This window comes from Ensifer aridi (genome assembly GCF_002078505.1).
GTDB classification, from domain to species: Bacteria; Pseudomonadota; Alphaproteobacteria; order Rhizobiales; family Rhizobiaceae; genus Sinorhizobium; species Sinorhizobium aridi.
On sequence record NZ_LUAV01000035.1, the window covers coordinates 23,750 to 43,930 of the forward strand.

A 20,181-nucleotide genomic window follows, 5' to 3' on the forward strand; every position below is an offset into this window, starting at 1 on the left:
GGGACGGGGCACACGGCGTCGCGTGGGCTCGATGTCAATTTTCCTTCACGCCGCTGTGGAATAAGCCAACATGGACAGGGCTGGCTGACGCCCCCGTGAACGTCGGAGGAACGAGATGAAGAACGAACGAGACGAGGTAGAGCGCGTCGATTGGCTGGAAGCGGAGCTGGCCGACACGCTGGACGAGGATTACGAGCTCGAGCTTTCCGAACCCGCACTGTCGGAGGAAATCCGCAAGATTTACCGTAAGTCTCATCCTCCGACGATTCCGCGTATGGACTATTTCCGCACGCTCTTGACACTGCAGTCGGAGTTGATCAAGCTGCAGGATTGGGTGGCCTACCGCAAGGAGAAGGTCGTCGTGATCTTCGAGGGGCGCGATGCGGCCGGTAAGGGCGGTGTCATCAAGCGCATCACCCAGCGGCTGAATCCCCGCGTCGTACGGGTCGTGGCGCTGCCGGCCCCGTCCGACCGCGAGAAGACCCAATGGTACTTCCAGCGCTACGTGCCGCATCTGCCCGCCGGCGGCGAGATCGTGCTTTTCGACCGCTCCTGGTACAACCGCTCGGGCGTCGAACGGGTCATGGGCTTCGCGACGGAAGATGAGGTCGAACAATTCTTCAACGACGTGCCGGAATTCGAGCGCATGCTGGTGCGTTCGGGCATTCGTCTCGTCAAATACTGGTTCTCGATCACGGACGAAGAGCAGCAGATGCGCTTCCTGATGCGCATCCACGATCCCTTGAAACAGTGGAAGCTCTCGCCGATGGACCTGCAGTCGCGCGTCCGCTGGGAGGCCTACACCAAGGCCAAGGAGGAGACGTTTGCCCGCACAAATATTTCCGAGGCGCCGTGGTTCATCGTCGAGGCCAATGACAAGAAACGGGCGCGCCTGAACTGCATCGACCACCTGCTCAGGCAGATCCCTTACGAGGACGTTCCGCACGAGGATATCAGCTTGCCGGAGCGGATCTTCAACCCCGACTATGAGCGCCAGGTTCTGCCGCGGGAGCTCTATGTTCCCTCGAAATACTAGAGCATTTTGCAGTCAGCGTGATTCCACTGACCACAAGATGCTTTAGCCGTTCGCGCTCTCGGCCTTGGCCTTCGGCGCATAGAGGGCGCGCGAGCGTTCGAGGTGCTTGATCATCGCCTGTTCGGCCTCGTCGGGATTTCCGCGGCGGATGCAGTCGATGATTTCCTCGTGCTCGCTGAGCGTCACGTTTTCCCGCCCGGTCCAGATCAGCATTTCAGTGTGATATTCCTTGAGCCAACCGAGCATCGCTTCGCTGACGGCGGTGAAGATCGGATTGCCGGAAATCTGCGCGATGCGGGTGTGGAAGGCCATGTCGGCTGCGATGAAGGCGTCGGAGTCGCCAAGGGCTGCTCGCTGGCGCTTCAGCGTTTCTTCGAGCGCTGCAATGTCGGCGGCGCTCGCGCGGCTGGTCGCCTCGCGAATCATGCCGCGCTCGAAGAAGATGCGCGCGCTTTTCAGATGTTCGAGCGAGTCCGAAGAGGCCGAAAGCATGATCTTGGCGGCGAGATCCACCTGCCGAAGGAGCGATTTCGCCGTCGGCTGCAGTACCTTGGCGCGCTCCCCATGTGAAATCTCGATCAGCCCCATATTGGCGAGCGCCTGCATCGCCTCGCGAATGGCCGGGCGCCCGACCTGAAAGCGCTCCATCAGCATCCGCTCGGAAGGCATCTCGTCTCCCGGCTGCAATTCGCCGCTTTCGATCAGCCCCTTCAGCCTCGCGAAGACCTCGTCCGAGAGCTTCCTGCGAACAATGGGCTCGGATTGAATGACCATGTGAACTCCACTCGTCTTGTGGCTCATTCCTATATGCACGATTTCCACAAGGAGGAAATCTTGGGGCGCGCCACCCGCCGCCGGAGGGGCGCGAATTTTCTCTTGCGCAACTGAGATACTCATTATACCAGTTGACGGAAAGAGGCTACTGAATTCAACGCGAGAGCGCGCCCGTGATACGCATCACCTACCGCATCGAGAGCCCGGGCGACGTCGAGGCGCTGGCGGCAAAGATCGCAAGCGACCAGTCCACCGGGACCTTCGTGCCGGTGCCCGGCGAGACCGAGGAGCTGAAGGCGCGCGTTGCGGCACGCGTCGTCGCTGTCCGTCACCTGGAGCCGGCCGATCGGCCCTCTCTGCCAGATGAAGCCGGGGAGGCCAGGCGCTTTAATCGAGCCGAAGCGGACATATGTTTTCCGCTCGAAGCGGTCGGCACGGATCTGTCGGCGCTGATGACGATCGCGATCGGCGGCGTTTATTCCATCAAAGGCCTGACCGGCATCCGCGTCGTTGACATGAAACTGCCGCCGGAATTTGCAGCCGCGCATCCCGGTCCGCAATTCGGCGTCGCCGGCAGCCGGCGCCTGACCGGCGTCCAAGGGCGGCCGATCATCGGGACGATCGTGAAGCCGGCGCTGGGCTTGAGGCCGGAGGAAACCGCCGCTCTCGTGGGCGACCTGCTTTCTTCCGGTGTCGATTTCGTCAAGGACGACGAGAAGCTGATGAGCCCGGCCTATTCGCCGCTGAGGGACCGGGTCGCTGCGATCATGCCGAAGATCCTCGATCATGAGCAGAAGACCGGCAAGAAGGTGATGTATGCCTTCGGCATATCGCATACCGATCCGGACGAGATGATGCGCAACCACGATCTCGTGGTGGCCGCCGGCGGCAATGCCGCGGTCGTCAACATCAATTCGGTCGGCATGGGCGGCGTCGCCTTCCTGCGCAAGCGCTCTCGCCTCGTCCTCCATGCCCATCGTAATGGCTGGGATATTCTCACCCGCCATGGCGGCCTTGGCATGGAGTTTTCGGTCTGGCAGCAATTCTGGCGGCTGATCGGCGTCGATCAGTTCCAGATCAACGGCATCCGCGTCAAATACTGGGAGCCGGACGAGAGCTTCGTGAAATCGTTCAAGGCGGTGAGCACGCCGCTCTTTTCCGAGAAGGATTGCCCGCTGCCCGTCGTCGGTTCCGGCCAATGGGGCGGGCAGGCGCCGGAGACCTATGCTCGCACCGGGCGATCGACCGATCTCCTCTATCTCTGCGGTGGGGGCATCGTCAGCCATGCGGGTGGCGCGGGCGCCGGCGTCAGGGCCGTTCGGCAGGCCTGGGAGGCCGCGGTCGCTGGCATTCCGCTCGCCGACTACGCGCGCGAACATCCTGAACTCGCGCAGTCGCTCAAAAAATTCGCCGACGGCCAGGGCGCCTGACTTCCGAGCGCCGGAGACCTCGAATGCAGAAAGCTTTGCTCAGTTACTACGGAGACGACCTGACGGGTTCCACCGATGTCATGGAGGCGCTTTCTTCCCAGGGAGTCGACACGGCACTGTTCCTCAAAATTCCCGATGCGGCGCTTCTTCAACGCTTCGCTCATTGCCGCGCTTTCGGACTCGCCGGCACCAGCCGCAGCCAGACTCCCGCCTGGATGGCGGAGAACCTTCTGCCGGCCTTCTTGTGGCTGAAATCGCTCGGGGCGGACTTCGCGCACTACAAAGTGTGCTCGACCTTCGATTCCAGCCCCACAGTCGGCAATATCGGCAAGGCGATCGAGATCGGCCGGACGGTCTTCGGGAAAGCACCAGTTCCGCTCGTCGTCGGCGCGCCGCAGATCCGCCGCTATACGGCCTTCGGCAATCTCTTCGCCGCCTATCGCGGCGACACCTATCGCATCGATCGTCACCCGGTGATGAGCCGGCATCCCGTCACACCCATGGACGAGGCCGACATCCGGCTTCACCTGTCGCGGCAGACATCGCTCAGCGCGGGGCTCATCGATCTCGCGCACCTTTCGTCGCCGGACGCGGACGCGTTCGCAGATAAGGCCTTTGCCGAAGATAACGATATCGTCCTTCTCGACGTCGCCGATGAGGCGAGCCAGGCGGTCGTAGGGCGCCAGCTCTGGCGCAGGCGCGTTGCGGGCGGGCAATTCGCCTGCGGCTCTTCGGGCCTCGAATATGCGCTCGTTCGCGAATGGCGCCGCCTCGGGCTTGTCGACGACGCGCCCGCTTTCACCCCGCCGGGGCCGGTCGATCGGATCGCCGTCGTCTCCGGCAGCGTGTCGCCGACGACGGAACGGCAGATTCGCCACGCGCTCGAGCACGGCTTCGACGGGATCGCGCTCGACGCGGTCGCCTTCGCCGCGGCGGAGGAGGGGTCTGTGGTCGAGGATGCGGTCGCGCGCGGACTGTCCAGCCTCGCTGAAGGCCGCAGCGTAATCCTCTACACGGCTCTTGGCCCTTCGGCTGATCGAGGCGATGCCATTCCCCTCGAGGACGGCTCCCGTCATAGAATCGGCGAACGGTTAGGGCTGCTTCTGAAAGAGCTGGTGACACGCGCCGGGCTCCGCCGCGCGGTGATCGCCGGCGGGGACACATCCAGCCACGCGCTCGGCCAGCTTTCCGTCGATGCGCTGAACTTGCGGCTGCCCTTGCCGCAGTCGCCCGGCTCGCCCCTCTGCACGGCGCATAGCGCGGATCCTCGAGTGGACGGGATAGAGGTGGCGCTAAAGGGCGGACAGGTCGGCCTAGACGATTACTTCTCGATGATCCGCGACGGCCGCCCCGGCTACTGCATGATTCCTTAAATCGGAATCGATTTAAGGACAAAATCATGCAGCAACTCAAAGTGCTACAGCGACCTTTGCGCGTCCGATTGGACGCGCGGCGCTGTAGAGTATCTTCGATGAACGCGGAGGCGGTTTGAGGAGTTGTCCGACAGATAGCCCACCTCGCGGCCTCAGCTTCCAACGTCAATCGCCGATGACATATCCTTCGCGGCCGAGACAATGGCACGTCTCAACCATATGTGCCTGGGCGCGTCTTGCTGGCGCGCGTGCCAGGCGAGGCTCATCGTGAAGCTCCCAAGATCGAGGGGCGGCGGCAACGATACGAAGCGCCTCATGTTGGCGGCCGCTCGTGCCAGGCTCGACGGCAGGGTCATGATCAGGTCGGAGCGGGCGGCGATCTCGACCGCCGCGAAGAAGTTCGGCACGCGCAGCTTCACTCGCCGCGTTCGCCCCATTCGCGCGAGCACCTCATCGACAGGTGCAGGCCCGACGCCGGTGACGCTCACCACGATATGCTCAAGCGCCAGAAAGCGGTCGAGCGTGAGTTTTCCGGCGAGCGCAGGGTGATGCGCCCGCATGAGCGTCACGAGTTCTTCGTCATAGAGGCCGCGTCGCTGGATGCCGGCCGGCGCTTCGTCGAGCAGCGCCACCATCGCATCCGCGACACCGTGCTCCAGCGCTTCGATCCCGTTCGTGCCCGGCGCGACGATATCGAGATCGAGGGACGGTGCCTCGCGGGCGAGGCGGGCGAGCAAATGCGGCGTGAGCGCGGCGGCCTGGAGATCGGGCATAAGAAGCCGGATTCGACCCGTCGCTGTCGCGGGATCGAACGAGTTCGCTTCCAACAATTCTCCTAGGCCTGCCAATATCCTGCGCAGGACGGGGCGCACCTCTTCGGCACGGGAACTGAGGACGTAGCCGCCCGGTCCATCGACCAGTAGCGCGTCCGAAAACAGCGCGCGCAATCGCCCCAGGGCACGGCTCGCGGCAGGCTGGCTCATGCCGAGCCGGTGGGCGGCCCGCGTGACGCTCTTCTCATCCAGCAGCGCCTCAAGCGCCACCAACAGGTTTAGGTCGATCCGGCGTAAATCCACTTCGCGCATACTGGCTATGTATAACATGCATTGGACGCATGGAAATCCCCCGCCTATTAGTTCCTTTATCGAAAGCGAACTGACGGAGTAGCAATCATGTATGTTGTACTTGGAGCAAACGGACGGGCCGGCGGCGAGGTAGCGCGCGCCCTTATCGAACGCGGCGAGGCCGTGCGTGTCGTCCTGCGTAGCAAGGAACAGGGTGAAAAATGGACAGCCCTTGGCGCTGAGGTGGCCGTCGCGACCATCGAGGATGCCGACGCGATGGCCGATGCGCTGAAGGGCGCGTCGGGAGTGTTCCTGCTCAATCCACCGCCGGTGAGCGGTGATCCCTATGCGCGCACGGAAGAATTCGGTGCGGCGCTGTCCGGTGCAGCACGGCGGGCGCGTCTGCCAAAGGCCGTTGTCCTGTCGTCCATCGGAGCGCAGCATGCCTCCGGCACCGGCGTCATCGCCACCCTCAACCGGTTCGAGGCACTGCTTGACGGGGTGGCACCGGCGACCGTCTTCCTGCGGTCGGGCTATTTTGTCGAGACCTGGGGCGAGGTGGCGCAAACTGTCATGTCGGAAAGCGTGCTGCCGACCTTTATCGAACCCTCTCAGAGAATTCCGATGGTGAGCACGATCGATGTCGGGCGCGCTGCGGCAGCCGTGCTGTGCGAGGAGTGGACCGGGAAGCGGGTCGTTGAGCTGGCCGGACCGGAAGACTGGAGCGCCGGCGATGTGGCGTCGGCCTTCGCGGAAGTTCTCGGCCTCCCGGTGGTGCCGGTACCGGTCCCGCCGGAGCGCCGCGCCGCGCTGCTCGCCGAGGAAGGCGTGCCCGGTGAGGTGGCGAACGCGCTTCTCGGCATGTATGAGGGAATCGCCAAGGGCCTGTTCATGCACCAGAACGGCAGTGAACACCGGCGCGGCACGATTTCTCTGATGACAGCGATAGAGCGCGTTGTCGCACGGTTGAACCAGCCGACCGCTGATCTTCACTGATTAGCGAGAATTCACGCGACAGAGGAGCCTGAGCGGAGACCTTCGCGGACGGGCTCCTGGGTTCTCACGCCGGCATCTATCTGCAAAGATTTTGTGCGGGAGGCGCCGGTGCACGATAATTGAGCAATGCGGCTGCGGCGGACTAATATTTGATCATCCCCAAAAGCGACCTACGCATTCCTCTTTGCCTAGACGCCTGAATTTCTTCGTTTATCTCAAAACACCTAGCTTGGCACGCTGCTTGCATCCATTATTTTGAGCCCAGGCAGACCCCAATGGCGCCCAATGTCGCGCGCCAGAAGCAAGGTTGCTGAAGAGGATCGACGCGCGCATCCCCGATGAGCGCGGACCCCTGTTTGCGGCTTTTCCAGGATCAACCGACAGGGATTGGCGCTGACACGCGCCGGGAGAAGTTATGTCCGCTCTTCACCAAACACAGCCCACCAGTGCAGGCGAGCAAGCGCGCGCCCTGTGGATTTCAACGACTGCATTCACGATCTGTTTTGCCGTATGGACCATCTTTTCGATCATCGGCGTGCGTATCAAGGACGAGCTTGGCCTCAGCGAAGCTGAGTTCGGGCTTCTGATCGGCATGCCGATCCTCACGGGATCGCTGGTCCGCATCTTTCTCGGCATTTGGACCAGCCGCTATGGCGGTCGCCTGGTTTACACGCTGACGATGGTGGCAGCGGCGCTTGCCACGTTCCTGTTGGCCTATGCGACCACCTATCCGCAAATGCTCCTTGCCGGCCTCGGCGTCGGCCTCGCGGGTGGCTCCTTTGCCGTCGGTGTTGCCTATGTCTCGCCGTTCTTTCCGCCGGAAAAGCAGGGCACGGCGCTCGGCATTTTCGGCGCCGGCAATGTGGGAGCGGCCGTCACCAAGTTCCTCGCGCCGTTCGTTCTCGTCGCCTTCGGTTGGCAGGCTGTTGCGGAAATCTGGGCGGTCGTGCTTTTGCTCACGGCGATCGTCTTCTGGTTCTCGACCGAAGACGACCCGCAGTTCCGCGCTCGACGTGAAACTCGTCAGCCCCGCAAGAGCTTTCTCAAGGAATTCGAGCCGCTGAAGAACGTCCAGGTCTGGCGCTTCTCCCTCTATTATTTCTTCGCCTTCGGCGGTTTCGTCGCCCTTGCGCTGTGGCTTCCGCGCTACCTCGTCGGCGTCTACGGCTTCAGCATCGAAACGGCAGGCATGATCGCCGCCGCTTATTCGATCCCCGGCAGCATCTTCCGCGCCTATGGCGGCGCGCTGTCGGACAAGATCGGCGCGCGCAAGATCATGTACGCCATGTTTGCCGTGTCCGCGGTGGCAACGGCAATCCTTTCGGTGCCCGCAGGCGGCGCGATGCCGATCATCGTGACGCCGGTTGTTTTCGTCGCCGTCACTTTCGTGCTGGGCTTCGTCATGAGCCTCGGTAAGGCAGCGGTCTACAAGCACATACCCGCCTATTATCCCTCCCATGTCGGTGCCGTCGGTGGCGTCGTGGGCATGATGGGCGGGCTCGGCGGTTTCGTCCTGCCGATTGCCTTCGGCTATCTCAAAGATGTGACGGGCCTGTGGTCGAGCTGCTTCATGCTGCTCTTTGTCATCGTCGCCGCCTCCATGATCTGGATGAACGCCTCGATCCGGCAGATCAAGCGGCGTGCCGGTGAAGGCATGCCGGCCGGCGCCATTGCACAATAGTCCGGCTTGATCGACGTTGCTGTTGGTCCCCACGCGCCGGCCGGGCGCGTGGGACGTTAGGCGTGGCCGAACACCGTCCACACGAGGCCCGCCAGGGCGCAGGCCAGAAGCGTCGCGAGGATCGATGCGCGATAACGGAAAATCGCGACCGCGGCAGCGATCGTCAAAAGCAGGGAAGGCACGACGAGAGACGCCGCCACAGGCATATCGAGGGCGAACCACCCGAGCCTCCACGTCACCACCTCTGCAAACAGCGTGTGCAGACCGAACCAGACCGCGAGATTGAGGATGACGCCGACGACTGCGGCGGTGATCGCCGACATCGCGCCCGTAAGCGCTACATTGTTGCGCAGCCGCTCGATGAATGGCGCTCCGAGGAATATCCAGAGGAAGCAGGGTACGAACGTCACCCAGGTCGTCAGGATCGCGGCGAACGTCGCCGCCGTCATGGGGTGAAGGGTACCCGGATCGCGGTAGGCTCCCATGAAGCCAACGAACTGCACGACCATGATCAGCGGCCCCGGCGTCGTCTCCGCCATGCCGAGCCCGTCGAGCATCTCGCCCGGCTTCAGCCAGCCGTAATGCTGCACCGCCTCCTGGGCGACATAGGCGAGCACGGCATAGGCCCCGCCGAAGGTGACGACCGCCATCTGGCTGAAAAACAGCCCGATTTGCGTGAAGACATCACCTAGGCCGAGAAAGGTGATCAGTAACGCCAATGGCGTCAGCCACAGCGCCAGGAACACCGCCGAGACCCGGAGCGACCACGCGAGATTAGGGCGCGCGTGGGCGGGTATCTCCTCGCCCAATACCGAATCCTCGTCCCTGAGGACGGGACCCGAGCCCGCCTTGTGACCGCCGCCGATCCGGAAGAGCGGCGAACCGGAGCGGCCGCCGATATAGCCGAGGATGCCTGCCGCCAGGATGATCAGCGGAAAGGGGACGCGAAAGAAGAAGATGGCGATGAAGGCCGCCGTGGCGATGCCGATCATCAGTTGGTTCTTGAGCGCCCTGCCGCCGATCCGGAACACGGCATGGACGACGACGGCGAGCACTGCGGCCTTCAGGCCGAAGAACAGTCCTTCGACAACGGTGACATTGCCAAAGGCGGCGTAGATGTAGCTCAGGCCGAGAATAGCGAGAAAGCCAGGCAGCACGAACAGTGTTCCGGCGACGAGGCCGCCGGCGGTGCGGTGCAGGAGCCAGCCGATATAGACGGCGAGCTGCTGTGCCTCGGGTCCGGGCAGCAGCATGCAGTAGTTGAGCGCATGCAGGAAACGGTGCTCGCCGATCCAGCGCTTCTCGTCGACGAGGATGCGGTGCATCACCGCGATCTGCCCCGCCGGACCACCGAAGCTCAGGGCCGCAATTCTCGCCCACACCCGGACCGCTTCGCCGAACGGAATACCGTGAGTGTATTGCTGCCGCGCCGTGTCCGGCGCGGCTTTGCCTGCGATCTCGGTCATTCACATATCCTTCTTCGGCGATGGCCAGTTGTGGGTTTCGTCCGTAGCATCCCGGCACCAGCGATAAAAGGCGTCGTAGAGCAGCATCCCGGCCTCCAGTTGCGCAAGGTCATCGGCATACATGCGCGACAAGCCGAGAGATGCCGCCAAAAGACCCGGCGCTTGCGGGGCGAGATCGAGCCGAGCGGTATCCGCGCCCCGCACGATGGTGGCAAGCCGCAGCAGCGGCTCCGTCGAAAGACCGAACTCGTCGACCATCACGTCGAAGGTACAAAGCTCGCCCTTGTGGCTCCAGCGGATCGGGGCATCGATGTCGAAGGGGGTCGCAGCGAAGCGGTCCCCAACCACCTCGACTTCGGACGGCGACACGAACAGGAAGACTGCCCGCGGATCGACGAAACGGCGGATCAGCCAGGGGCAGGCGATGCGGTCGATCTTCGGGCGCGCCCGCGTCACCCAGACGGTGCGGCCGCTTGCGTCCCGTTCCGGTATCGCGGAGGCGGGTACCGCCGGATAGCCGCCCTCTGCCCAGGCTTCGAAGCCGCCCTCCAATACGTCGGCGGCAATGCCATAGTGGCGAAGCCAGGCGGCGACACCGTAGCTGAGCTTCTTGCCGCGATGGCAGATCACGACCGCGGACTCGCTGGCGATGTCGGCAATCCATTCCTGTACGTGGCGATAATCGCGCCGAACGGAGCCGGGCACCAGACGCGGGTCGGCATCGAAGTCCTCGTCGATCCGAACGTCGATCAGCCCCGGGCATTTTGGGGTGCCGACAAGGCGTGCGAGTTTCTCGGGGGAAATTTCAAGAAGTGACGACATGGCGCGTCCTCCCGTGTGAGCGGTTGAAATGGACGCGATACTTCGGCTGTCGCCTCGTGGGGTGATCGCAACCCCATGCGCGATGTTTTCCTCCCATTGCTGGGTGCTGTCAAGGCCGGCTTTTCTTGGTCCGACCCTTAACTCCTTCCTTCGCCAGCGGAGGAGGTCACGGACGAAGCCGCGGCTGCGTGGGCGGCCGGCAGGCCCGACCACCCCTGGAAGCCGACATAGATGCCGACGGCGATGATCAGGATGCTCGAGAAATAGGGAGCCCTGCCCGCGAACGTGCCGAACCAGCTCCAGCGTTTCGTCGCATGACGCACGCTCAAGGCTGCGGCCGCGCCGACGGTGACGAGGGTGAGCGCCAGGCCGATCGAGAAGCACAGGACAAGCGCGAAGCCGAGCGTGAACTCCTTCAGTTGCAGGCAGAGCAGGAGCACGGTGATGGCGGCCGGGCAGGGGATCAGTCCGCCGGTGAGGCCGAACAGAATGATCTGCCAGATGGTCACGCTCCGGTCGGCGAACCGGCGGCGGATGTCGTTGGCATGCGCCAATTCATGGGCGTCCTGGTAGCTGTCGGTCGCCAGGTTGAGCCCGCGAAGCTCCTCGCGCATATGATCGTGACCCTGCCCGGTATCGATCCGGGGAGGGGCGCCGTGACTATGGCCATGGGAAGGGTCATGATCGTGATGGTGGCGATGGCCATGGCCGTGCACATGGCAGGCCGCTGCTTTCGCGCGTTGCTGGTCTTGCCATGTCCGCCACAGCATCCACAGCGCGATTGCGACGATGATGGCGGCCGACGCGAGTTGGAAATACGGCTCGACGGCTTCCGAATCCACGCCCCGCCAGAGATAGATGCCCGCAAACGCGATGCCCCAGACGACGATTGTGTGCGAGACCGTCGCCGCGATGCCGAGCAGGACGGCCTGCGTGACCGTCCCGCGGATGGCGACAATGAAGGCGGCCATCATCGTCTTCGAATGACCGGGCTCCAGGCCATGCAAGGCGCCGAGCAGGATGGCGCTCGGGACGAACAGCCAGGCATGGGCCGCTCCCTGCTGCATCAGATCGGCGAAAGCGGCCATCGGCATGACCTCAGAGATATTTGGTGATCGACTTGAACTCGTCGATCGATTGGCGCTGGTCGCGCGGAAGCACGCCGACGGTCTCTTCGAGACAGTGGTCCAGATGGTCCTGGATGAGCGTCCGCTTCGCCTGCGTGATCGCCTTCTCCACCGCGTGGAGCTGCTGGGCGATATCGAGGCAGGGCCTGCCGCCCTCGATCATGGCGATAACGCTCTTCAGGTGCCCTTCGGCACGCTTCAGCCGCTTGACGATTTCGGGATGGGTTTCATGCTTGTGCTCTGTCATAGATTTTACCTATCCCCCTGGAAGGGATAGCTCAACTGGGAATCTTGTCCGATTGATGACGCATTGAGGTTACTTGAGTGGTTTTCCTGAAGCTGACGGCGTTTTTCCGGTCCGGCGGAAAGACGATCCGCCGAAGGGAGTTATGCGGTCTTATGGTAGAGTTGACGACAGCGCATGGATCGCAAGCGCCGGCCTCCTACCAGTGGCGGCAGGAATTGACTTGGCCTCGGATTGGTCGATTGTGCGCGCGCAACCGGAAGAGCTGGCCGTGCGGCAACTTAAGGACAAAACCTTCATCTGGCTGACCGCCGCGGTATCGCTGGCCTTTGTGCTGGTGCTGTGGCCGTTGTCCGGCGCCATCCTCTGGGCGACCGTACTGGCCGTATTGTTCGCTCCCGTGAACCGCGGCATGCTCAAACGCATGCCAGGCTGGCGCAACCTCGCTGCAACCATCACTTTGGTCGTTATACTCGTGATGGTGATCCTCCCCTTCCTGATCGTCGCGAACCTCGTTTTTCGCGAAGCTGCCTCCATTTACAGGAGCGTCGCGGCGGGCGAGATCGACCTTGGTATCGATATACAGGCGCTGCGCGACATACTGCCGAACTGGCTGAACGGGCTCGTCGACGACATCGTGCCGGATGCCGATGCGCTGCGCACGCGACTGCTGAACGCGCTCGGGCAGAGCGGCGAGTTTTTGGCGGGGCAGGCGATAAACATCGGGCAATCGACCTTCCACCTCATCGTAAGCGTTTTCGTGATGCTCTACCTGCTCTTCTTTTTTCTGCGCGACGGGCGCGAACTGGCGCGGGTGATTGGTGAGGCGATGCCACTCAGCGGTAGGCTGCGCCAGGCGCTGTTCAGCCGCTTCGCGCTGACGATCAATGCGATCGTGAAAGGCAGCGTCGTCGTGGCGCTTGTGCAGGGAATGCTGGGGGCGCTCGTCCTTTGGGCGCTCGACGTCAGGGCGCCGGCACTGTGGGGTGCGGTTATGGCGGTGTTCGCGCTGCTACCCGTGGTGGGCACGGGGCTCGTATGGGGACCCATTGGCGTCTATATGCTGGTATCAGGGGCCATCTGGCAGGGTGCGGTGCTGCTTCTCTTCGGCATCCTGGTGATTGGGCTTGTGGACAATCTTCTGCGGCCGGTCCTCATAGGCAAGGAGACCAGGATGCCGGATTATCTCGTGTTGGTCTCGACGCTCGGCGGTATCGCCGCCTTCGGCACCAACGGCCTCGTTGTGGGTCCGGTAACTGCAGCGCTTTTCCTGGCGGCTTGGTCCGTGTTCCCGGCTGTGACGGCCGAACGGGAGAACGAAGACGGACCGCAGATTTAGCGCGCCGAACTCCGCGGCGGCCTTCGGCAAGCGGTTCAACATGCTGCAGCCCCAAAACGGGCTTCAACCGACGACAACAAAGATCTTGAGGCAAACGCTTGGGCTGTCATCTGGTCGCCATGCTCGCGACCAGATCGCTGAACCTCTCGCCCTGGATGCCGACATGTGCCCGCAACAGGCGACGGGCCTCGTCTCCGTTTCCGGCGAAGATCGCATCGACGATGGCGCAATGTTCAGAGAAGGATGTCGACAGGCGATTGCGCACCCGCAGTTGCAGTCTGCGGTACGGTCGAAGGCGACGGTGCAGTTGAGTGCACTGCTCCTGCAAAAACTCGCTTCGGCTCGCCGCGTAGATCGCCTTATGAAACTCCTCGTTGGCGTAATAATACTCATCGCTGTCGCCGGCCTTGGCCGAGAGCTCGCATCGCTTGTGGGCGGCCGTGATGGCTTCGCGGGCTTCATCGTTCAACCGGCGGGCGGCCAGGGATCCGGCAAGCCCCTCCAGTTCCGCCATGACCTCGAACATCTCATAGACCCGGTGCGGCCCCGGATCGATGACGACGGCACCTCTGCGCGGGCGGATTTCGATCAGCCCGATCGCATCGAGCTGCATCAGCGCTTCGCGCACGGGCGTCCGGGAGACTCCGAACCGATTGGCAAGAACCATTTCGTCCAACCGCTCCCCAGGAGAGAACTCATTGGAAAGAATGGCGTTTTCGATCTCGTCCCGGAGCCACCGACCGACATTTTCGGACATTTGCGCCGCCTCTTTCATACAACAATGCCATTCTTGTATACACGATGCTTGACATCATGTACGTATCGTGACAGTTTACATACTACTGGCGAAACGTTGCAATGGGAAGCAGCCGCGCCTGGTCCGCGTAACTAGATCGCGATGATTTTAGGCCGGACCGATTCTAACAAGTTAGCGCGGGATGCGAGCGGAAACCGCGTACACTTTTCCTCGTCCCGCGCTAAGGCGGAGACTGAGAAGAGGAGAATCGGCATGCCTGAGACCTCTTTTTTCACGGATATGCTGCAGAGCATCACCGACCGCGGGCGCAAGCTTTTATTTTCCGGCTCGCGCACGACGCAGGTCGCAGCCGAAGTCGATCTCGAAACACTCTGTGAAATGCTGCTGTCGAGCCGAGGCGAAGCCTCAGGCATGGCGCTTGCTGCCGAGATTCTCGAGCGCTGGAGCGCACTCGGAAGCGAGGGTGCCCAGAACTTTCTGCACATGCTGCATGAAAAGTTCGGGGCCGACACGACGAGGCTCGATCAGGCGATCGAAAACTACCGCACGGAAAAGAACTCCGCAGCGATCACTGCTCTTCACGAGGCGGCGGAACCGCGTCGACAGGAGCTCCTGCGCCGACTGAATCACGCGCCAAACGGCACGGCCAAGCTCGTTCGGATGCGTCAGCAGCTTTTTTCAATGAAAGGGCAATCCGCTGAATTTCACGCACTCGACGCCGACTTCGCACATCTGTTCGGCTCCTGGTTCAATCGCGGCTTTCTCACGCTCCGGCCGATCGACTGGTCGACACCGGCGCACATCCTGGAAAAGATCATCAAATACGAGGCCGTGCATGAAATCGCCGGCTGGGAGGAGCTGCGCCGCCGTCTGGCGCCGGCCGACCGTCGCTGCTTTGCCTTCTTCCATCCAAGGCTCGCGGACGAACCGCTCGTATTCGTGGAAGTGGCGCTCACCCGCTCCGTCCCCGGCGCGATCAGGGAGGTGCTCGACGAGGGTAGGGAACAGATCGATGCCCCCGAGGCGACGACCGCCGTCTTCTATTCGATCTCCAACTGCCAGGATGGCTTGCGCGGAATCTCGTTCGGAAACTTCCTGATCAAGCAAGTCGTGGAAGACCTCCGCCGGGATCTGCCCGGCCTCAAGAACTTCGTCACCCTGTCGCCCGTCCCGGGCTTTGCCCGTTGGCTCAAGTCGCTTGACGCGGAGAGCAACCCGCCTCTGTCGCAGGAGACGAGCAAGGTGCTGACGCTGCTCGACAATGCGGCATGGGCCGAGGACGAGAGCATGGCAATGGAGATGGAGCGCGTGTTGCTGCCGCTCGCGGCGCGCTATTTCCTGGTCGAACGGACGCCGGAAGGCCGCCCGGTCGATCCGGTCGCCCGCTTCCATCTCGGCAACGGTGCTCGACTGGAAAGACTGAATTTTCTTGGCGACCGCTCGGCCAAGGCGATGCAGCAGGCACACGGCCTGATGGTCAATTACCTCTACAAGCTCGAGGACATCGTGGCCAACCACGAAGCGCTCGCCCAGCGCGGCGAAGTGATCGCCTCGCCCGAGGTCAAGAGCTTGCTCGATCAGAACGGCGAAGGCCGGCGCGGCGTCAACGGCCAGCAAGGCTCTCGGCCATTCGCACAAATGGTCAATTCAAGGATCGGAGGAAGGCGAAAGTGAGCAACCATCTTTTCGACGCCATAAGGGCCGCCGCACCGGGTGGCGCACCGTTTATCCGGATCGAGGGTGGCCGCATCTGGACCTACGACGACGCGCTCGATCTTTCGAACCGCATTGCCAGTGCCATGGATACACTCGGCATTCGCCCGGGCGACCGAGTTGCGGTGCAGGTCGATAAAAGCGCCGAGGCCCTGATCCTCTATCTCGCCTGTCTGCGCAGCGGCGCGGTCTACCTGCCGCTCAACACCGCCTATACGCTGACTGAACTCGACTATTTTATCGGTGATGCCGAGCCGCGCCTGGTGGTTGTTTCTTCCGCCGCGCGGGAAAACGTCGGAAAAATAGCGAAGCCTCATGGCGCGATCGTTGAAACGCTGGACGCCGACGGCACCGGCTCATTGCTCGATCTCGCACGCGACGAGCCGGCCGATTTTGTCGATGCCTCGCGCTCGGCCGATGACCTGGCGGCGATCCTCTATACCTCGGGCACGACGGGGCGTTCCAAGGGGGCGATGCTCACCCACGGGAACCTGCTCTCAAATGCCATGGCGCTGCGCGACTTCTGGCACGTCACCGCCCAGGATCGGCTGATCCATGCCTTGCCGATATTCCATACGCATGGGCTCTTTGTCGCGACGAATGTCACGCTGCTTGCGGGTGCCTCGATGTTCCTGCTGCCGAAGTTCGATCCGGACGAGGTGATTTCGCTGATGCCGCGGGCGACCCTTTTGATGGGCGTTCCGACGTTTTACGTGCGCCTCCTGCAGAGCCCGCGTCTCGACAGGCAGGCCGTCTCCAATATGCGCCTCTTCATTTCCGGTTCGGCACCGCTACTGGCCGAGACACATGTCGGGTTCCAAAACCGCACCGGGCACGCCATCCTCGAGCGTTACGGCATGACCGAAACCAACATGAACACGTCCAATCCCTACGACGGAGAACGGATCGCCGGAACGGTCGGCTTCCCGCTGCCGGGCGTGACGGTGCGCGTGACCGATCCCGCCACCGGAGCCGTGCTGCCTGCCGAAGAAACCGGAATGATCGAGATCAAGGGACCGAACGTCTTCAAGGGTTACTGGCGCATGCCCGAAAAGACTGCAGCCGAATTCACCGCCGATGGCTTCTTCATCAGCGGCGATCTCGGCAAAATTGACAGGCGCGGCTATGTCCACATTGTCGGCCGCAGCAAGGATCTGGTGATTTCCGGCGGATACAACATCTATCCGAAGGAGGTCGAGGGCGAGATCGACCAGCTCGAGGGCGTCGCCGAGAGCGCCGTGATCGGTGTCCCGCATCCCGATTTCGGAGAGGGCGTGACGGCGATCGTCGTGCGCATGCCCGACGCGGCTCTGGATGAGACGGCGATTCTTGGCGCGCTTCAGGACCGGCTCGCGCGCTACAAACAGCCCAAGCGCATCATCTTCGCCGAGGACCTGCCCCGCAACACGATGGGCAAGGTCCAGAAGAATGTCCTCAGGCAGCAATACGCCGATCTATACGCCAGGACGTGACGTGACCGCGCCCTCTGGGAGGAAGGCGCCGCCATCATTTTCAAATCTTGAAAACGACAGCTGCGGCGCTGGAGGCGCCGGAGGGAGGAGAATCATGGGTATCGAAGTACTATCCATATCGTTGTTGGTCGGGATGTTCGTCATCGCGACGATCCAGCCGATCAACATGGGCGCGCTGGCATTCAGCGGCACTTTCGTGCTCGGCTCGTTGATCATCGGAATGAAAACCAGCGACATCTTCGCCGGATTTCCGAGTGACCTGTTCCTGACGCTGGTCGCCGTCACCTACCTCTTCGCCATCGCGCAGATCAACGGCACGATCGACTGGCTCGTCGAAGGTGCCGTGCGGCTGGTGCGCGGACATGTCGCCTGGATTCCCTGGGTGATGTTCCTCGTCGCCGCCGTTATCACCGGTTTCGGTGCTCTTGGCCCCGCGGCTGTCGCGATCCTCGCACCCGTCGCCTTGAGCTTTGCCGTGCAATACCGCATTCACCCGGTGATGATGGGCCTGATGGTGATCCACGGCGCGCAAGCCGGCGGCTTTTCGCCGATCAGCGTCTATGGCGGAATCACCAACCAGATCGTTGCCAAGGCCGGTCTGCCCTTCGCCCCGACGTCGCTGTTCCTCTCCAGTTTCTTCTTCAACCTGGCGATCGCCGTTCTGGTCTTCTTCGTCTTCGGCGGCGCGCGGGTGATGAGGCAGGGATCCGCATCGTCCGGCCCCTTGCCCGAACTGCATCCCGAAGGCGTATCGGCGTCGATCAGAGGCCATGGCGGCACGCCTGCCAAGCCGATCAGGGAACATGCTTACGGCACCGCGGCCGACACCGCAGCGAGCTTGCGGCTGACGAATGAAAGGGTCATCACCTTGATCGGCCTGACTGCACTCGGGATCGGCGCCCTGGTCTTCAAGTTCAATGTCGGTCTGGTCGCAATGACCGTCGCCGTCGCCCTGGCGCTGCTGTCGCCGAAGGCGCAGAAAGCGGCGATCGACAAGGTGAGCTGGTCGACCGTGCTGCTGATCGCCGGCATCATCACCTATGTGGGCGTCATGGAGAAGGCCGGTACGGTCGACTATGTCGCCAATGGCATATCGAGCCTCGGCATGCCGCTCCTGGTAGCGCTCCTGCTTTGCTTCACGGGCGCGATCGTCTCGGCCTTTGCATCCTCGACCGCGCTGCTCGGCGCCATCATCCCGCTCGCCGTGCCGTTCCTCCTTCAAGGACACATCAGCGCCATCGGAGTCGTCGCGGCGATCGCGATCTCGACGACCATCGTCGATACCAGCCCATTCTCGACCAACGGCGCACTCGTCGTCGCCAATGCGCCGGATTATCAGCGCGAGAAAGTGCTGCGGCAACTCCTCGTCTACAGCGCACTGATTGCCATCATCGGGCCTGTGGTGGCCTGGTTGGTGTTCGTCGTGCCTGGGCTGGTCTGATCGGGCTGGCGGTCCAGATGCAGTGAGCGAAGCATCCGAGGCGCTCATGTCCGAAGGCTTCATGCTTCCGGAGGATATGGGTTTCGTTCTCGACCGGGCTCGCGAGCAGAGCACGGCACTGCGCTGAAAAAAGTCCAGGGAAGTGCCGCGGAATTGCTGCGATGGTGCGGCGGACGGGAGAATGGCTCCCGTTCGCTCGGGCCGAAGTATTTCAAGGCTGTCTAGATATCGGATCGTCCACATGACCGTTTCGCCGTCGGGAAGAGAGCCTAGCAGTTGACCCGTTTGGGCAAACTCCGACTTGGAGCAAACCCCGTGGAACAGCCGCGCCATCAGTTGGTTCTACGTCGAGGGGAGCCAGAGACCAAAGCAGAGCTTCCGACAGCCAACAAGCCGAATGGAGGAAACGAAGATGGCCGACGAGAGATATCGACGGAGAGAGCAATACGGCCGCGGCTACGGGCGCGAGCCCGACGAGCCCCGAGGCCGATACGGGCGCTTCAGCCGCTCTTGGGAGGACGATTACGGGGATGAGCGTTATGAACGCGGTTATGGCGGTCGCGAGGGGTATCGCGGCGACTATCCTTTGCGGGGGCAGGGTTACGGGCGCGAACGAGAGGCCGGCGAAGCTTACCGCGGCGAATACGGCGCTCGCGGAATGAACGAACGGATGGGCGGATATGGCCGTGAGTGGGGATCGCGACGGGGCTTCGGTGCCGAGCGCTTCGGTGGCGGCAGCGAGAGTGCGGAGGCGGTGTTTGAAGATCAGGACTTTGGTCGCGGAGAGAGCGGTTACGGCCGTGGCTTCGGCCGCGGATACGGTGGCGGCTACCGGCGCGAAGGATATGGTGGCGCGCACGGCGGCGGCTATGGCGGCGAGGGATATCGCGGTGGGATGTACGGCGGTGGCTATGGAGAGCCCCGCAGCGACCGCTTCGGACAATATCGTGGTCGGGGACCGAAAGGCTATCAGCGGTCGGATGAGCGCATCCGCGAAGACGTATGTGATCGGCTTAGCGATGACCGTTCGGTCGATGCCTCGGAAATCGAGGTGCGCGTCAGCAATTGCGAGGTGACGCTGAGCGGCACCGTCGAAAGCCGGGAGCAAAAGCGCCGCGCCGAAGACTGCGCGGAAGAAGTCTCAGGCGTAAAGAACGTGCAGAATAATCTGCGCGTAAGCCAGCAAGGCTGGACTGCCGGCGGAAAATCCCAGACCGGAACGACAGGAACAACCGGAGCGGGAATGACGGCCGGAACCAGCGCGACGAGTCCGGAATCAAGACGCGAGACTTGAGCTCGGTGAGGCAAAACGTCTTAAGCGCCCGGGTAATCGGGCGCTTAAGACCGTTGGGCGCCGAGGATGGGGCATTCGACTCGGGAACAGCCCTGCGGCTGCCGGGTTAGGCCTTTGCCGGCGCCGCTGGTGCCGGTTCCGCGACGGCCGAT

The 20,181-nt window shown here is 62.7% G+C and carries 17 protein-coding genes; 10 read left to right on the forward strand and 7 right to left on the reverse strand.

The annotated features are described in order from the left end of the window. Window positions 1-115 precede the first annotated feature (115 nt). A complete protein-coding gene (gene ppk2, locus AYK65_RS26135) occupies window positions 116-1,036 on the forward strand; it encodes a polyphosphate kinase 2 (RefSeq protein WP_026614789.1) in 921 nt (306 codons plus the stop codon). A gap of 42 nt (window positions 1,037-1,078) precedes the next feature. Here the strand turns inward: ppk2 and AYK65_RS26140 are convergent, their stop codons facing one another. Continuing rightward, window positions 1,079-1,810 carry a transcriptional regulator NanR gene (locus tag AYK65_RS26140; protein ID WP_081161967.1) on the reverse strand — a complete coding sequence of 244 codons (732 nt, stop codon included), beginning with the start codon at window positions 1,808-1,810 and terminating at the stop codon, window positions 1,079-1,081. Between the two features lie 173 nt (window positions 1,811-1,983). Here AYK65_RS26140 and oiaX point away from each other — a divergent pair, with 173 nt between their 5' ends. Together oiaX and AYK65_RS26150 are read left to right on the forward strand one after the other, a co-directional pair. Then, a complete protein-coding gene (gene oiaX, locus AYK65_RS26145) occupies window positions 1,984-3,240 on the forward strand; it encodes a 3-oxo-isoapionate-4-phosphate decarboxylase OiaX (RefSeq protein ID WP_081161970.1) in 1,257 nt (418 codons plus the stop codon). Between the two features lie 23 nt (window positions 3,241-3,263). Further along, window positions 3,264-4,613: a four-carbon acid sugar kinase family protein gene (locus AYK65_RS26150; RefSeq protein ID WP_046119169.1), complete on the forward strand. Its 1,350-nt coding sequence runs from the start codon at window positions 3,264-3,266 to the stop codon at window positions 4,611-4,613. Between the two features lie 152 nt (window positions 4,614-4,765). Here the strand turns inward: AYK65_RS26150 and AYK65_RS26155 are convergent, their stop codons facing one another. Continuing rightward, window positions 4,766-5,698: a LysR family transcriptional regulator gene (locus AYK65_RS26155; RefSeq protein WP_026614793.1), complete on the reverse strand. Its 933-nt coding sequence runs from the start codon at window positions 5,696-5,698 to the stop codon at window positions 4,766-4,768. A gap of 87 nt (window positions 5,699-5,785) precedes the next feature. On the opposite strand from AYK65_RS26155, the gene AYK65_RS26160 reads away from it, so the two are divergent. Together AYK65_RS26160 and AYK65_RS26165 are read left to right on the forward strand one after the other, a co-directional pair. Then, on the forward strand, window positions 5,786-6,673 hold the full coding sequence (locus AYK65_RS26160) for an NmrA family NAD(P)-binding protein (protein ID WP_081161974.1): 888 nt from the start codon (window positions 5,786-5,788) through the stop codon (window positions 6,671-6,673). 415 nt (window positions 6,674-7,088) lie between these two features. After that, complete coding sequence (locus AYK65_RS26165; RefSeq protein ID WP_081161977.1) at window positions 7,089-8,354, forward strand: MFS transporter; 1,266 nt, start codon at window positions 7,089-7,091, stop codon at window positions 8,352-8,354. 56 nt (window positions 8,355-8,410) lie between these two features. Here the strand turns inward: AYK65_RS26165 and chrA are convergent, their stop codons facing one another. From chrA to AYK65_RS26185, 4 genes are all read right to left on the reverse strand, one after another. After that, window positions 8,411-9,820, reverse strand: coding sequence for a chromate efflux transporter (gene chrA, locus AYK65_RS26170; RefSeq protein WP_046119171.1), 1,410 nt, complete (start codon window positions 9,818-9,820; stop codon window positions 8,411-8,413). Then, a complete protein-coding gene (locus AYK65_RS26175) occupies window positions 9,821-10,642 on the reverse strand; it encodes a chromate resistance protein ChrB domain-containing protein (protein ID WP_081161980.1) in 822 nt (273 codons plus the stop codon). A 137-nt stretch (window positions 10,643-10,779) separates the two neighbouring features. Next, complete coding sequence (locus AYK65_RS26180; RefSeq protein ID WP_081161983.1) at window positions 10,780-11,730, reverse strand: nickel/cobalt efflux transporter; 951 nt, start codon at window positions 11,728-11,730, stop codon at window positions 10,780-10,782. 10 nt (window positions 11,731-11,740) lie between these two features. Continuing rightward, window positions 11,741-12,016: a metal-sensing transcriptional repressor gene (locus AYK65_RS26185; protein ID WP_026614797.1), complete on the reverse strand. Its 276-nt coding sequence runs from the start codon at window positions 12,014-12,016 to the stop codon at window positions 11,741-11,743. A 220-nt stretch (window positions 12,017-12,236) separates the two neighbouring features. On the opposite strand from AYK65_RS26185, the gene AYK65_RS26190 reads away from it, so the two are divergent. Further along, window positions 12,237-13,352, forward strand: a complete 1,116-nt coding sequence (locus tag AYK65_RS26190) for an AI-2E family transporter (RefSeq protein ID WP_172402073.1) — start codon at window positions 12,237-12,239, stop codon at window positions 13,350-13,352. Between the two features lie 106 nt (window positions 13,353-13,458). Here the strand turns inward: AYK65_RS26190 and AYK65_RS26195 are convergent, their stop codons facing one another. Further along, on the reverse strand, window positions 13,459-14,109 hold the full coding sequence (locus tag AYK65_RS26195; RefSeq protein WP_081161989.1) for a GntR family transcriptional regulator: 651 nt from the start codon (window positions 14,107-14,109) through the stop codon (window positions 13,459-13,461). 252 nt (window positions 14,110-14,361) lie between these two features. Between AYK65_RS26195 and AYK65_RS26200 the strand changes: the two genes are divergently transcribed. The 4 genes from AYK65_RS26200 (at window position 14,362) to AYK65_RS26215 (ending at window position 20,029) form a co-directional block, all read left to right on the forward strand. Then, the gene (locus AYK65_RS26200; RefSeq protein ID WP_026614800.1) at window positions 14,362-15,783 is read left to right on the forward strand and encodes a malonyl-CoA decarboxylase; all 1,422 of its coding nucleotides are present in this window, start codon (window positions 14,362-14,364) and stop codon (window positions 15,781-15,783) included. Further along, window positions 15,780-17,294 (forward strand): malonate--CoA ligase, encoded by a 1,515-nt coding sequence (locus AYK65_RS26205; protein ID WP_081161992.1) that lies wholly within the window; start codon window positions 15,780-15,782, stop codon window positions 17,292-17,294. The genes AYK65_RS26200 and AYK65_RS26205 overlap by 4 nt, the downstream gene beginning before the upstream one ends. A 94-nt stretch (window positions 17,295-17,388) precedes the next feature. Continuing rightward, the gene (locus AYK65_RS26210; RefSeq protein WP_081161995.1) at window positions 17,389-18,735 is read left to right on the forward strand and encodes an SLC13 family permease; all 1,347 of its coding nucleotides are present in this window, start codon (window positions 17,389-17,391) and stop codon (window positions 18,733-18,735) included. A gap of 412 nt (window positions 18,736-19,147) precedes the next feature. Then, window positions 19,148-20,029 carry a BON domain-containing protein gene (locus AYK65_RS26215; protein WP_139793351.1) on the forward strand — a complete coding sequence of 294 codons (882 nt, stop codon included), beginning with the start codon at window positions 19,148-19,150 and terminating at the stop codon, window positions 20,027-20,029. Window positions 20,030-20,181 lie beyond the last annotated feature (152 nt).